The 13,459-nt window shown below is 69.1% G+C and carries 14 protein-coding genes; 8 read left to right on the forward strand and 6 right to left on the reverse strand.

Annotated features, from left to right (window positions below):
• Window positions 1-606 precede the first annotated feature (606 nt).
• Window positions 607-1,803 (forward strand): phospholipase D-like domain-containing protein, encoded by a 1,197-nt coding sequence (locus BKA15_RS33935; RefSeq protein WP_179758023.1) that lies wholly within the window; start codon window positions 607-609, stop codon window positions 1,801-1,803.
• Here BKA15_RS33935 and BKA15_RS33940 read toward each other — a convergent pair.
• Genes BKA15_RS33940 through BKA15_RS33950 form a run of 3 tightly spaced genes read right to left on the reverse strand, consistent with a single transcriptional unit; the run spans window position 1,800 to window position 5,850 of the window.
• Window positions 1,800-2,078, reverse strand: a complete 279-nt coding sequence (locus tag BKA15_RS33940; protein WP_179758024.1) for a hypothetical protein — start codon at window positions 2,076-2,078, stop codon at window positions 1,800-1,802. The two genes, BKA15_RS33935 and BKA15_RS33940, sit on opposite strands and share 4 nt — an antisense overlap.
• Complete coding sequence (locus tag BKA15_RS33945) at window positions 2,035-2,196, reverse strand: hypothetical protein (RefSeq protein ID WP_179758025.1); 162 nt, start codon at window positions 2,194-2,196, stop codon at window positions 2,035-2,037. The genes BKA15_RS33940 and BKA15_RS33945 overlap by 44 nt, the downstream gene beginning before the upstream one ends.
• A 9-nt stretch (window positions 2,197-2,205) precedes the next feature.
• Complete coding sequence (locus tag BKA15_RS33950) at window positions 2,206-5,850, reverse strand: bifunctional glycosyltransferase/CDP-glycerol:glycerophosphate glycerophosphotransferase (RefSeq protein ID WP_179758026.1); 3,645 nt, start codon at window positions 5,848-5,850, stop codon at window positions 2,206-2,208.
• Window positions 5,851-6,113: 263 nt separating this feature from the next.
• On the opposite strand from BKA15_RS33950, the gene BKA15_RS33955 reads away from it, so the two are divergent.
• Complete coding sequence (locus tag BKA15_RS33955) at window positions 6,114-6,416, forward strand: DUF4193 domain-containing protein (protein ID WP_152364081.1); 303 nt, start codon at window positions 6,114-6,116, stop codon at window positions 6,414-6,416.
• A 144-nt stretch (window positions 6,417-6,560) separates the two neighbouring features.
• Here the strand turns inward: BKA15_RS33955 and BKA15_RS33960 are convergent, their stop codons facing one another.
• A complete protein-coding gene (locus BKA15_RS33960; RefSeq protein ID WP_179758027.1) occupies window positions 6,561-6,848 on the reverse strand; it encodes a DUF4235 domain-containing protein in 288 nt (95 codons plus the stop codon).
• Window positions 6,849-6,892: 44 nt separating this feature from the next.
• Here BKA15_RS33960 and BKA15_RS33965 point away from each other — a divergent pair, with 44 nt between their 5' ends.
• From BKA15_RS33965 to BKA15_RS33985, 5 genes are all read left to right on the forward strand, one after another.
• Window positions 6,893-7,351, forward strand: a complete 459-nt coding sequence (locus tag BKA15_RS33965) for a DUF3093 domain-containing protein (protein ID WP_312879642.1) — start codon at window positions 6,893-6,895, stop codon at window positions 7,349-7,351.
• A 9-nt stretch (window positions 7,352-7,360) separates the two neighbouring features.
• Complete coding sequence (dut, locus tag BKA15_RS33970) at window positions 7,361-7,885, forward strand: dUTP diphosphatase (RefSeq protein WP_179758029.1); 525 nt, start codon at window positions 7,361-7,363, stop codon at window positions 7,883-7,885.
• Window positions 7,886-8,039: 154 nt separating this feature from the next.
• Window positions 8,040-8,852, forward strand: a complete 813-nt coding sequence (locus BKA15_RS33975) for a DUF3710 domain-containing protein (RefSeq protein WP_179758030.1) — start codon at window positions 8,040-8,042, stop codon at window positions 8,850-8,852.
• A gap of 36 nt (window positions 8,853-8,888) precedes the next feature.
• On the forward strand, window positions 8,889-9,272 hold the full coding sequence (locus BKA15_RS33980) for an OB-fold nucleic acid binding domain-containing protein (RefSeq protein ID WP_179758875.1): 384 nt from the start codon (window positions 8,889-8,891) through the stop codon (window positions 9,270-9,272).
• Complete coding sequence (locus tag BKA15_RS33985) at window positions 9,269-9,973, forward strand: DUF3159 domain-containing protein (protein WP_179758031.1); 705 nt, start codon at window positions 9,269-9,271, stop codon at window positions 9,971-9,973. The genes BKA15_RS33980 and BKA15_RS33985 overlap by 4 nt, the downstream gene beginning before the upstream one ends.
• A 57-nt stretch (window positions 9,974-10,030) precedes the next feature.
• On the opposite strand, the gene BKA15_RS33990 is transcribed toward BKA15_RS33985, so the two are convergent.
• Both BKA15_RS33990 and BKA15_RS33995 read right to left on the reverse strand, forming a co-directional pair.
• Window positions 10,031-10,732 carry a potassium channel family protein gene (locus BKA15_RS33990; protein WP_179758032.1) on the reverse strand — a complete coding sequence of 234 codons (702 nt, stop codon included), beginning with the start codon at window positions 10,730-10,732 and terminating at the stop codon, window positions 10,031-10,033.
• 2 nt (window positions 10,733-10,734) lie between these two features.
• On the reverse strand, window positions 10,735-11,382 hold the full coding sequence (locus BKA15_RS33995; RefSeq protein ID WP_218872669.1) for a potassium channel family protein: 648 nt from the start codon (window positions 11,380-11,382) through the stop codon (window positions 10,735-10,737).
• A gap of 65 nt (window positions 11,383-11,447) precedes the next feature.
• Between BKA15_RS33995 and BKA15_RS34000 the strand changes: the two genes are divergently transcribed.
• Window positions 11,448-13,439 carry an APC family permease gene (locus BKA15_RS34000; RefSeq protein ID WP_179758034.1) on the forward strand — a complete coding sequence of 664 codons (1,992 nt, stop codon included), beginning with the start codon at window positions 11,448-11,450 and terminating at the stop codon, window positions 13,437-13,439.
• Window positions 13,440-13,459 lie beyond the last annotated feature (20 nt).

The following is a 13,459-nucleotide window of genomic DNA, read 5'->3' on the forward strand; positions in this document are numbered from 1 at the left end:
TGCAGAACCCGGGTGCGGGCGCGGTACGGGAGTCGCCGAGCGGAGTCGCGATGCCAGTGCTGGCGGTGCGGAGGTCGCGGCAGCGGGCCGCGAGGCGGGAACCGGGGCGCGAAGGTCGTGGTGCGGCCCGGGGCGCGGGAGTCGTGGGTGTGAAGTTCGCGGTGCGGGGGTCGGGGCGGCTGGGCGCCGTGGCTGGAAGGTTATGGGACCAGGTCTGGCTTCGAGGGTGGAGCCGGCCAGGACTGCGAGCCGCGCCGGTTTGGACTGCGAGCCGCGCCGGTCTTGGCTGCGAAGGTGGGGCCGGTCTTGACTACGAGGGTCGGATCGGACTGTGCCCCCGATGTCGGCACTGTCAGGGGTCCGCGGCACACCGCGGGCGGCCGCCCCTCGTCCGTGCCGCCTTCCCGGGGCGGCACCTCATCGAGTGTGACGATACGACCACCTGAAATCGATTTCGACGGTACGAAAGCTCACACTCGGCGCCTTGGTCAGAGTGATGGCCCGGTTGGGCGTGGTGCGCTCGCTGTGCGTCACGCCGACCTGAGTTCCCGGCGAGTCGTGGGCAAGGTCTTGCCTAGATCCCGGTCTCGCGTGAACAATTCTCACATGGTGACGCTGCGGCAGGTTCCCCGACGGTTCCTTCTCTGGGCTGCTCTGTTGGCCCTGGTCTCGGTCGGGCTGGCCGGCCTGCCGGGCACGGCGCGGGCGAGTCAGGTGACGGTGACGATCGACAAGACCAGGGTTGACCTCGTGTTCAACGACCCGGTGGCCAACAGCGGCGAGGACCGCGCCCAGCTGAACAAGATCATCAGCCTGTTCGACGGCGCCCCGGCCGGCTCCACGATCCGGATCGGGCTCTACAGCATCACCGCCAACATCGTCGGTGATGCGATCAAGCGGGCCGTCGACCGCGGCGTGAACGTCTACGCGGTGCACAACGGCGAAGATCAGAAATCGACCGACGACTCACCCGACGCGCTGGCGAACCTGCTCGGCTCGCGGCATCGCTGGTGTGATCACGGCAGTGCGACGCTGGCGTACGGCGGCGGCTGTCTGTCCAACAGCGACACCGGCCTGATGCACATGAAGTACATCCTGTTCTCCCGCACCAAGGACGCGTCCGGCACCACCCGCGACTGGGTGACCTGGGTCAGCTCGGCCAACATGACGTACGCGTCGGGCGCCAAGCTGTTCAACAACACGTTCACCTTCTACGGCGACAAGACGCTCCACGACGGCTTCGTGAACGAGATCTGGACGCCGCAGTGGAACGAGCAGACCTACCCGAACAACGACTTCTACGTCGCCTCGGCGCCGCGCGGTTACTTCGGCTCGGCGGACTCCAACACCACCGTGTACGCGTCGCCGGAGCAGACCACCGACCTGGTGGTGAATCGGCTCGGCTACCTCACGCCGGACTCGGCCTGCCGGATCCGGGTCATGCAGGCGTCGATCAACGACACCCGGATCGCGGTGATCAACAAGCTGATCGAGTTGAAGCAGGGCGGCTGCAAGGTCTGGGTCGGCGTCGGGAACATCCAGCCGCAGGCGCTGGCCGCGCTCAAGGGTGCCGGCATCCCGGTCCGGAAGTCACCGATCCACGACAAGATGTTCCTGATCTACGGCAAGTACGGCGACACGACCGCCGATCGGACCGTCGTCCTCACCGGCTCGCACAACCTGTCCCTGTCCGCGCTGCGGCACAACGACGAGTTGTTGATCAAGGTCACCGACAGCCAGCCGATGTACGACGCCTTCTACGATCACTTCAATGACGCCTACAACACGGGCAGCGCGCTTTAGTCGAAGACACCGGTGAAGATCGAATAGCCGGCGATCCTGATCATGCCGATCCGTTCGGCGCTCGCTGACGCACTCCGCAGTGCACCAGGCCACGAACGCGGCCGGCGTTCGCGCGCCAGGTACCCGAAGCCGAAGTCACGGAACCGCTGAACGGACGGCCAGCAGGAAGCGATGTCGGTGAGCACGGCGTCACCGTTCTCCAGGTGCCGCAGCCGATCCAGGCCGCGCCGGTCAGGGCGACGGTGTGCTGCCGGTCCCACAGCAGTCAAGATCATCGGTCCAAGCCTCGAACTCGGCCTGACCCGCCGCCATCGAGTCGACGACGAAGCCGAGCTGTGCCGCGCCGAACAGTCCGCGCAGCCGGGACAGGTCCGCTCGCGGCAGCATGATCATCGGACGGCCCTAATGAGACCCCTCCGCGGCCAGCGAACGCTGCGCGGTGGCCGGCTCCCGGCCCCAGATCTCGTCGACCACCCGCGCCGCGGCGTGACCGTCGTCGTGTGGCGCGAACCGTTCGACGAAGGTACGGTAGCGGTCGCCGTGCCGGTCGAAGAAGGTCGGCAGGGCGCGCAGTTCGCGGACCACGGCGTCCTGATCATGACAGACCGGCCCCGGCACGGTGGCCTCGTAGTCCAGGTAGAACCCGCGGGTCGAGTCCCGGTAGGTGGCCAGGTCCGGCGCGAGCAGCAGGATCGGCTTGCCGGTAACGGCGAAGTCGAACATCACCGAGGAGTAGTCGGTGATCAACACGTCCGCGGCGAGCATCAGGTCGTTCAGGTCCGAATACTTGGTCACGTTGATCACCGACTTCGGCACCGTGATCTCGGACTGGGCCGTGTTCGAGTGCCCGCGGAGCAGGAACGTGGTGCTCCGCGGCAACGCGGCGCCGAGCCGGCCGAAGTCGAGGTGACTGACCAGCGCGTACCGGTTGTTCTTGGTCACGTTGTCCCGCCAGGTCGGCGCGTAGAGCACCGCGGTCTCGGACTCGCCGATCGCGAACAGCCGCCGGACCGCCCGCCTCCGCTCGTCCGCCGCCCCGCCGAGCAGGGCGTCGTTGCGCGGGTAGCCGGTGTTGGTCACCGGACCCGAGTAGCCGAAGGCGCGGGGGAGGGCCTCGGCCGAGAACTCGTTCTGGGCCAGCAGAAGGTCCCAGTATTCGGCCTCGCGCTGCATCAGGCCGCGGTAGGAGAGCGAGAGGTTCTGCGCCGGGACGTCGTTGCCGATCCGCTTAAGCGGCGTCCCGTGCCAGGTCTGCAGATAGGTCTGGTGCGGCCGCTTCCGGAAGTAGAACGGGAAGTTGTTGTTGTTCACCAGGTAACGGGCGCGGGCCAGCACGTCCATCCACTCGCGCGAGTGCATCAGCAGCGGCGTGCCGCCCTCGGGTGGCTGCACTCCATGATCATCGACCGACCAGAACAGCTGCAGACCAAGATCACGACGGTGCAGCTCCTGGTGCAGCGCCAGCACCGAGTCGCCGACCGAGCGCCCGTTGTAGCTCTCGAAGAGCACCGCGGCCAGCGGCTCGACCGGCCGCTCGTCGAGGAAGATCGCGTGCAGCCGGCGTTGCGCCAGCCGGCCCCGCTCGTCCGCCCGGTACGGCTTGCGCGGTTTCACCCAGAGCGCCGCGGCACGCGGGGTACGGCTGAGCCGGACCGCGCTGGTCCGGCTCTGCAGGTCAAGCGGGAACCGGGCCTGCAGCCGTTCCTCGACCCGGACCCAGCGCTCCACCTGGCCGCCGTCCGGCCAGACGGCCGCCAGGCGCAGGCTGAAGCCGCCGCCGGACAGCCGCCGGCCGTACTCACTGAGCAGCGGGATCCGGCCGCTGAACGTCCCGCCGACCGGATCGACGTCGGCCACGACCGGCGTGGTCGGCGCGGCCGACCCCGCGATCCGCAGGTGATACTGCGGTGCCGTCGGCGTGGACAGCGAGCCGCGGACGACCAGGTCGTCGCCGTCCAGCTCGACGTCCTCGACGGCCGCCCACCAGTGGTTCTGCAGCAGCCGGACGGTGCCGATCCGGGAGCAGATCGCGCGCAGCCGGTGATGGGTCGGCGACAGCCGGTCGAGTTCGTCGGTGCCGTCGGGCCAGATCAGCCGCAGCCTCCGGTCCACGCCCGGGATCAGCCGGACGTTCCAGACGTGCTCGTCGGCGCGCTGCCGGCGGTCGACCAGCTCCGGCAGCGTGATCTCGAACGTGGTCCGGTCCGTCCGGTCCGGGTCGCGCCGGCCCGGCGTGGTCAGGGTCTGCTTCAGCGACGGCGCGGACAGCTCCAGCGCCGTGACCGGCGCCCCGGTGACCGCGATCCGTACCGTCAGGTCGTCCAATTCCAGCGACTCGAGCAGGACGGCCGGCGGTTCTTCGTGCTTGAGCACCAGCCCGGCGTCGCCGGCGAACTCGATCACCCAACGCCCCTGCTCGGACAGCGGGCAGACCGGCAGCCGGGACGCCGAGCCACGCAGGTCGCGCCGGTTCAGCGGGCCCTCCCGGAGCTCGCCGTGCGCCTCGACGCCGACCCGGAGGTGCCATTCCCGTTGCTCCGGCTGCCGCTGCCGGAACTCGTCCAGCAGGTCGGCGTCGATCCGCCCGACGAAGCCGGTCGAGGCATAACTGTTCCAGGCGTCGCCGGACTCCTGGTCGATCGTGTCGTCGGTCCGCCGCTCCAGCGGTACGGTCAGCGTCGCCGGCTCCGTCTGCCCCGGGTCCGCCTGCCCCGGGTCCGCAGCGACCAGCTGCAGTCGCAGCCCGGTCACCTGATCGCCCGGCAGGCCCGCGATGTAGGCGTGCCCGGTCACCTCGAGCACGCGGCCGGACCAGTCGATCCGGTCCACCCGGGTGACGAAGCCGAGGTCGGTGTCGGCGAGCTGGAGCCGGGCCGGGTCCGGCGCGATCACGGCCAGGTCCTCGTCGTAGCTCGGGTCGAGCCGGATCCCGTCCGCGTCCGCCACGGTCGGCACCCGCCAGCCGTACTCGCTGCGCCGGGTGACCAGCCGGATCACCGTGTCCCGCCGGTCGGCCGCCAGGGCCAGCGTGGCCAGCCGGTCGATGATCGGGATCTGGTTCCAGCCGTCGGTGTCGAGATCGGCGGCCAGCCTCGCGGTCGCCTGCTGCAGCGTGGCCCAGTAGTCGAGGTCGGTCCGCGGCACCTGCTCGACGTACGAGCGCAGGTCGAACCCGACCGCCTTCGCCAGCCAGGCGGCATAGGTGGCCGGATCGGCCTGCTCGCGCAGGATCTGCCGGACCCGGTGCTTGACGGTCAGCCGGTCGGCCAGGTCGTCCGGGTTGGCCTTCTGCTGGGTGATCGAGGAGCCGTCCTCGCGGACCCGCCAGTCGTAGGTCACCGCGGCCAGCACGTCGAACGTGCCGGCGGTGAAAGCCTTGGCGGTCGGCTCCTGGTCCTCGTACCGAATGCCGACCGGGAACCGCTGCACGACCCGTTGGAAGAACTCGGTCCGGAACAGCTTGTTGCAGACGAAGACGTCCTTGAGGATCGCCGGGAAGTCGCCGACCCGGACGCCGTACCGGTCCCGGGCGTGCACCTGGCCGGCCCAGTCCGGCACCCAGCGGCGCTGCTCGGTCATCCGGCGTGGCGTGCCGATCGCGAAGTCGGAGCCGCTCTTCCGGAGCGCCTTGACCAGGGTCTCGATCGCGTCCGGTGGCAGCTCGTCGTCGGAGTCGGCGAAGGTGAGGAAGGCGCCGCGGGCGTGCCGGAGCCCGGTGTTACGGGCGGCGCCGAGGCCCTGGTTGTGCTGCCGGATGATCCGGAACCGCCGGTCCTTCCTGGCGTACGCCTTCGCGATGTCGATCGAGCCGTCCGGCGAGCCGTCGTCGATCAGGAGCACCTGCAGATCATGGTGGGTCTGCCGTTCGATCGAGCGCAGGCACGCGTCGAAGTACGGTTCGACGCGATAGAAGGGGACGATCACCGTCACCAGCGCGCTGGGTCGATCTTGGACCACCTGGCGTACCGTGCGAACCGCGTTCCGGAGCACGGGCGGGGACTTCCGCTGCCAATAGGTCTTGACCGCGTCCGGGACGGTTGGGGGCATAGGCTACCCAATCCTCCTTAGTTGAACAGTCTCCTTCGGCGAACGGTCAGGGAGCGTACACCAGATCGTGACCAGCGCGGGGGGACCCCGAGCGCCCGTACCCGAGATGTCGGAACAAGGCCGGCGAAGCAGGAATTTTCCCGCGGCGTATGCGTTGAAGGTCCCGACACGTGGGTTGGGAAGGAACGCCGACTTGAACGATGTGATAAGTATGCGCACGACTTCAGCAGTCAGGCTGGGCGAACAACCCCAGGAAGGGAACGATGGCGACCGATTACGACGCCCCACGTAAGACCGAAGAAGAACTCAGCGAAGACAGCATCGAGGAGCTCAAGACCCGCCGTAACGACAAGAACTCGGGGACGGTAGATGAAGACGAGGCGGAGGCCGCCGAGAGCTTCGAGCTGCCGGGGGCGGACCTGTCGCACGAGGAACTGACGGTACGGGTGCTGCCTCGGCAGTCCGACGAATTCACCTGTGCCGGGTGTTTCCTGGTCCGACACCGCAGCCAGATCGCGGAGCAGAAGGCGAACGGGGACGCCTACTGCTTCGATTGCGCGGGCTGACACCTCGCCAGAAACGATCGGTCGACAGGGGGCAACTCACTCAACGAGAGCAGCTCACCAAAGAATCACAGAAGAAATCGAGGCGCCGCATCCGGATCGGATGCGGCGCCTCGGTCTGTCGCGAGAAACGTCCGCGACGGAAACCTAGATCTTGAGTTTGATGCCGGGGATGCCGCTCGGCGCGGCGCCGGTCTGGTTGGACCAGCGGCGGGCGGCGAGCCGGGTCACCAGCAACTGCGTGACGCCGACCCCGACACCACTGGCGATGGCCCAGCTGACCGCGACCTTCACCGGCGTGTCCGGATTGGTCGGGCTGGGTGGCGCGTCGCCGGTGGCCACCTTCCAGGCGGTTGTGACGATCTTCTGCGCAGCGATCGTCGTGACGGCGCCGACCACGCCGATGTACACCTTCCACAGCAGCTTCTGCTCCACACCGCCACCCTAGTACCAAGTCGCCGCTCTATAGGGTGACCGACGTGGGGTATTCGGAGCGTCTGCTGCCGCCGCTGTCGTGGTGGTTGATCACCCTGCTCGGCGCGGCCGTGCTGTGGCCGGTGATCGGCATCGCCGTCGGGTTCTGGTGGGGGCTCGCCGTCGCCGCGGCCGTGTTCGCGGTGATCGGCGCGATGCTGCTGGCCGGTTCGGTCATGATCACCGTCGACGCCGACGGGCTGCGGGTCGGCCGGGCCTGGATCGAACACCGCTACCTGGCCGAGGTCCGGCCGCTGGACGCGGAGCAGACCAGGTCGCGGCGCGGGCCGACCGCCGACGCCCGGGCCTATCTGGTGCTGCGTCCGTACCTCAAGGAAGCGGTGGAGATCGCGCTGGACGACCCGGCCGACCCGGTGCCGTACTGGCTGGTGTCGTCCCGGCATCCCGAACGCCTTGCCGACGCGCTGCGCGACGCTGCGGCGCGGACGACCCCGCGCGGCTAACCTGACCCGGTGCCTCAGCTTGATCATGCCGCGCGTGCCCAGGTGATCCCCGCCACCGAGACGGTTCGGGTCGAACTGCTCCGGCTCGATCCGGGCCTGGAACCGCCCGACTACGCCCGTCCCGGCGACGCCGGCGCCGACCTGCGGTCCAGCGAGACTGCGACGCTGGAACCGGGGGAGCGGCGGGTGTTCGGCACCGGCGTCGCGATCGCCTTGCCGGAGGGGTACGCCGCGTTCGTCCATCCGCGGTCCGGCCTGGCGGCCCGGCACGGGATCACGGTCGTCAACGCGCCCGGCACGGTGGACGCCGGCTACCGCGGCGAGATCAAGGTCTGCTTGATCAACACCGACCGGTCCGAACCCGTGACGATCAACCGGGGCGACCGGATCGCCCAGCTGGTCGTGCAGCGGGTCAGCCGGGCCGAATTCGTTGCCGTGGAAGCACTTCCGGAGTCGGTCCGCGGTGCCGGCGGGTACGGCTCGACCGGTGGCCATGCGAGCTTGGTGGACACTGGGCATACGGATCAGGCGTGATAACGCTAAGGTGCGGCAGGTGATCTTTCGACGGAGGAAGCGCCGCGATCAGGAACCGGAAGCGGCGACGGCCGACAAGGGCCCCGAAACCCCCGCTGACGACGAAGCCCCCGATGCCGACGACGCCGACTCCGGGCGAGCCGAAACCGTTGCAGTGACAAAGGATCACGACGACTCCGCCGACTCGGATTCCGACGGTACGGATTCCGACGGTACGGATTCCGACGCTACGGACGACGACGCGGCCGAGGACGCCGAGGCTCGCGACTCCGAGGACGCCGACGCGGAGGATGCCGAAGCGACCGAGGATGCCGGCGGTACGGACCTCGACGTCGATGACCTGGACAGTCGGGAGTGGCGCGACCAGGGCCCGTACGACGTGACCGAGGTCGACCTCGAGGCCGAGGCCGAGACCGGTCCGCGGATCGACCTGGGCAGCATGATCATCACCGGCCTCGAGGGCGCCGAGCTGCGGCTCCAGGTCGCCGACGAGACCCAGCAGATCGTCTCGGCGATGTTGATCAGCAAGGACTCCGCACTCGAGCTGGGAGCGTTCGCGGCGCCGCGCAGCGGCGGACTGTGGTCCGAGCTCCGGGAGGAGCTGATCGAGGCGGCCGGCGCCGCCGGCGGATCCGCGGCGGTGGTCGAGGGTCCGTTCGGGGTCGAGCTGCGGCGGCTGCTGCCGGTGCAGACGCCGGACGGCGAGCAGGGCTACCAGCCGTCCCGGATGTGGGTCGCCGAGGGGCCGCGCTGGCTGCTCCGCGGCATCGTCTACGGCCAGGCGGCGCTGGTCGACGGCCTGGAGTCCCCGGTCGCCGAGCTGCTGGACTGCTTCCGGTCCACCGTCGTCCGCCGCGGCGACGAGGCCCGGGCCCCGGGCGATCTGCTGCCCCTGACGCTGCCCCGTACTGAATCGGTACAACAACCCGGCGACGAAGGTTCCGGGGAGGTTGAAGGTGCGGGATAATGGAGTCCTACACGCCTCACATCGGAAGTGATGATCATGGGCAAGGCCGGCGAGCTGTTCTCCCGGGTGCTGCAGCGGCTGACGTCCTCCAATGAGGACCTCGAGTCGGCGGAGCTGCAGAAGAACGTCCGCGACTCCGGAGCACGGCCGATCAAGCAGTGCAAGGACCGCGAGGTCGTCGATCTGGCCGGCACCATCGCGGCCGTGACGATCAACCCGCGCGGCGGCCACCCGGCCCTCGAGGCGGAACTCCGCGACGGGTCCGGCGCGGTCACCCTGGTCTGGCTCGGCCGGCGGCAGATCGCCGGCATCGACGCCGGCCGGTCGGTGCGGGTGAGCGGCCGGATCAGCTGTGGCGGCGAGGGCCGGATCATGTACAACCCGCGGTACGAACTGATCCAGAGCACCCACGCCGGATGACGGACACCGCCGCTGCCGCTACGGGTCCGAAGCAGTTCCGCTACGTCGAGGAGTGGGTCCGGCACGAGGTCGGGCAGGCCCTCGGCGGCCCGCGCGGCATGCTGGAGGGCGCGCTGCCGTTCGTCGCGTTCACCGTTTCCTGGGTGATCGGGCAGGACCTGCTGCGGGCGATCATCGCCGCTGTCGTGGCCGCCGTCGTGCTGGCCGTGGCCCGGTTGGTCCAACGCCAGCCGATCCGGTACGTGCTCCAGGCGGTGGTGCCCACCGTGATCGCGGTCGTGGTCGCCGCCCGGACCGGGCGCGCGGAGGACGCGTTCGTCCCCGGCATCCTCTACAACGCGGCCCTGGCGGCGCTGGCGATCATCACGATCGCGGTCCGCCGCCCGCTGTTCGGCTTCATCATCGGCGCCGCGCTCGGCGACGCGCTGAGCTGGGCCGGCGACAAGGGCCTGGTCCGGATGATGACCAAGCTGACCGCGGTGATGGCGGCCTCGTACACGATCCGGGTGGTGGTCCAGCTGCCGCTCTACCTGGCCGACCAGGTGCTGCTGCTCGGCATCGCCAAGGTTGCCCTCGGCTGGCCGCTGCTGATCGCCGCACTGGCCGTGATCGGCCTGCTGCTGTCTCGAGGCCGTACCCCGATCGAGGACTCGCCGCTGGCCCAGGCCGCGCTGCGCAAGCAGGAAGACAACGCGCACTGAGCCTGTCGAAGTGCCAAGCCCGGTCTGGCCTAGCCCTTCGACAGGCTCAGGGAACGATCAACTGCGGACCGCTCCGGTTCCGGGAACGTTGCGGACCTCGCCGCGCGGGGAGAGCATCTCGGCCAGTTCCCGCTCGTAGTCCTGGGCGGTCACGAAGAGCAACTCGTCGCCCGTCTCGAGCGTGCTGTCCGGGTCCGGCGGCCGGGCGTGGCCGTCCCGGATCACCGCGACCAGGACGACGTCGCCCGGCCAGGTGATGTCGCCAACCCGGACCCCGACCTGCGGGCTGCTCTCCGGCAGCGTCATCTCGACCAGGTTGGCCTCGCCCTCGTGGAACGTGAGCAGCCGGACCAGGTCGCCGACGCTGACCGCCTCCTCGACCAGGGCACTCATCAGCCGCGGCGTCGACACGGCGACGTCGACACCCCAGACCTCGTTGAAAAGCCATTCGTTCTTCGGGTGATTGACCCGGGCGACGGTACGGGGCACGCCGAACTCGGTCTTGGCCAGCAGCGACACGACCAGGTTCACCTTGTCGTCGCCGGTGGCGGCGATCGCGACGTCGCAACTGTCGATCTCCGCCTCCTCCAGCGAGGACAACTCGCAGGCGTCGGCCAGCAGCCACTCGGCCTCGGGCACGGTCTCGGTCTTGATCGAGCGCGGGTCCCGGTCGATCAGCAGCACCTGGTGGCCGTTCTCGATCAACTCCCCGGCGATCGAGCGGCCGACATTCCCGGCTCCGGCGATGGCAACACGCATGATCAGTCCTCCTTCGGGGGCGCGCCGAAGATCGCTTCGACCTCGGCCAACCGGGAGTCCTGGACCGCGGCGTAGACCAGGTCGCCATCCTGGAACACCGAGGTCGGCTTCGGGATGTGGCCGGTGCCGAGCCGGGCCAGGAACGGGATCCGGGACCCGCTGGCCTGCTCGAGCTGGCTGATCGTACGACCGACCCAGGCCGAGTCGACGTGCACCTCCATCAGCCGCACACTGCCCGACGGGTCGCGCCACTGCGGTTCCGAGCCGGCCGGCAGCAGCCGCCGGATCACCTGGTCCGCGGTCCAGCGCACGGTCGCGACGGTGGGGATGCCGAGCCGCTCGTACACCTCGGCGCGGCCGGGATCGTAGATCCGGGCGACCACGTTCTCCACCCCGAACGTCTCCCGGACCACCCGCGCGGCCAGGATGTTGGAGTTGTCGCCGCTGGACACGGCCGCGAACGCGCTCGCCTCGCCGATCCGCGCCTCGGTGAGCACCTCGCGGTCGAACCCGACCCCCTTCACCGTGGTGCCGGTGAAGTCCGGTCCGAGCCGGCGGAAGGCGTCCGGTTGCATGTCGATCACCGCGACCGTGTGGCCGCGACGCTCCAGGGCCCGGGCCAGCGTCGAGCCGACGCGACCGCACCCCATGATCACGATGTGCACGCCGACGACGCTACACGACCACCGCCGAAGTAGGTCTAGAGTGTCGGGACGTGAGTTTGTCCGACCTCGGCAAGCGCCTCCTGGTTGGGCGCAAGTTACGCAGCACGCAACTCGGCCAGACCTTGCTGCCGAAGCGCATCGCCCTCCCCGTCTTCGCCTCGGACGCGCTGTCCTCGGTGGCCTATGCGCCCGACGAGATCCTGCTGACCCTGTCCCTGGCCGGGATGGCGGGCTTCGCGTTCTCCTGGCCGATCGCGATCGCGGTCGCCGTGGTGATGCTCGTCGTGGTCGCCTCGTACCGGCAGAACGTGCACGCCTATCCGTCCGGCGGCGGCGACTACGAAGTCGCGACCGTCAACCTGGGCCGCAACGCCGGTACGACGGTGGCCAGCGCGCTGCTGGTCGACTACGTGCTGACGGTCGCGGTGTCGGTCAGCTCCGGGGTCCAGAACGCGAAGTCGGCGCTGCCGTTCATCGACGGCTACGAGGGCTGGATCGCCGCCGGCGCGGTGGTCCTGCTGATGGCGATGAACCTGCGCGGCGTCAAGGAGTCGGGCACCCTGTTCGCCATCCCGACCTACTGCTTCATGATCGGGATCATCGGCATGGTCGTGGTCGGCCTGGTCCGGATTCTGATCATGGGCGAGCCGGTGCGCGCACACAGCGCCCAGTACGAGGTGGTGGGCGATCCCGCGTTCACCTCGTTCACCGGCCTGATGATGGTGGTGTTGCTGGCCCGTGCCTTCTCGTCCGGCTCGGCGGCGCTGACCGGCGTCGAGGCGATCTCCAACGGCGTTCCCGCGTTCCGCAAGCCGAAGAGCAAGAACGCCGCGACGACGCTGCTGCTGCTCGGCGTGATCGCGGTCAGCATGCTGCTCGGCGTGATCACGTTGGCCAATCTGACCGGGTTGCGGTTGATCGATCCCGGGCACTCCTTCTACACGCTGAACGGGGAGCGGGTCGACATCATCGAGGAGACCGCGATCGGGCAGCTGGCCCGGGCAATCTTCTCCGGCTTCCCGTTCGGCTTCTACTTCGTCGTCGCGGCGACCATGATCATCCTGTTCCTGGCCGCCAATACCGCCTTCAACGGCTTCCCGGTGCTGGGCTCGATCCTGGCCCGGGACGGCTATCTGCCGCGGCAGCTGCACACCCGCGGCGACCGGCTGGCGTACAGCAACGGGATCATCGTGCTGGCGACCCTGGCGATCATCCTGATCCTGGCCTTCGACGCCGACGTCACCTCGCTGATCCAGTTGTACGTGGTCGGTGTGTTCGTCTCGTTCACGGTCAGCCAGACCGGCATGGTGCGGCACTGGAGCCGGGAACTGAAGTCGGAGACCCGGCCGGACGTGCGGCGCCGGATGCAGCGGTCCCGGGTGATCAACTGCATCGGCCTGACCATGACCGGCACCGTGTTGATCATCGTCCTGGTGTCGAAGTTCCTGCAGGGTGCCTACATCGCGATCATCGCGATGGCGGTGCTGTTCGTGCTGATGAAGTTGATCAGGCGGCACTACGACGCGGTGGCCCGGGAGACCGCGCTGGTGCCCGGCGAGGCGAAGACGCTGCCCAGCCGGGTGCACGCGATCGTGCTGGTCAGCAAGCTGCACAAGCCGACCGCCCGGGCGCTGGCCTTCGCCAAGGCGTCCCGGCCGAGCACCCTGGAGGCGATCACCGTCGACGTCGACTCCGACGAGACGAAGCGGTTGGTCCAGGCGTGGGACGAGGCCGGGATCGAGATCCCGCTGAAGGTGGTCGCCTCGCCGTACCGGGAGGTGACCAACCCGATCCTGGACTACGTGAAGACGATCAGGTCGGAGAGCCCGCGCGACGTGGTCACCGTCTTCATCCCCGAGTACGTGGTCGGTCACTGGTGGGAGCAGATCCTGCACAACCAGAGCGCGCTCCGGCTGAAGGCGCGATTGCTGTTCACCCCGGGCGTGATGGTCACCTCGGTCCCGTACCTGCTGGCGTCGTCGGACGTCGCAGAACGGCGGTACGCCCGGTCGGACCAGCAGGGCGCCCGCCGGCGGCGCTAGTGTCCGAGAGCGAGAACGAC

The sequence above is a fragment of the Microlunatus parietis genome (assembly GCF_013407955.1).
In the GTDB taxonomy this organism is placed as follows: Bacteria; Actinomycetota; Actinomycetes; order Propionibacteriales; family Propionibacteriaceae; genus Microlunatus; species Microlunatus parietis.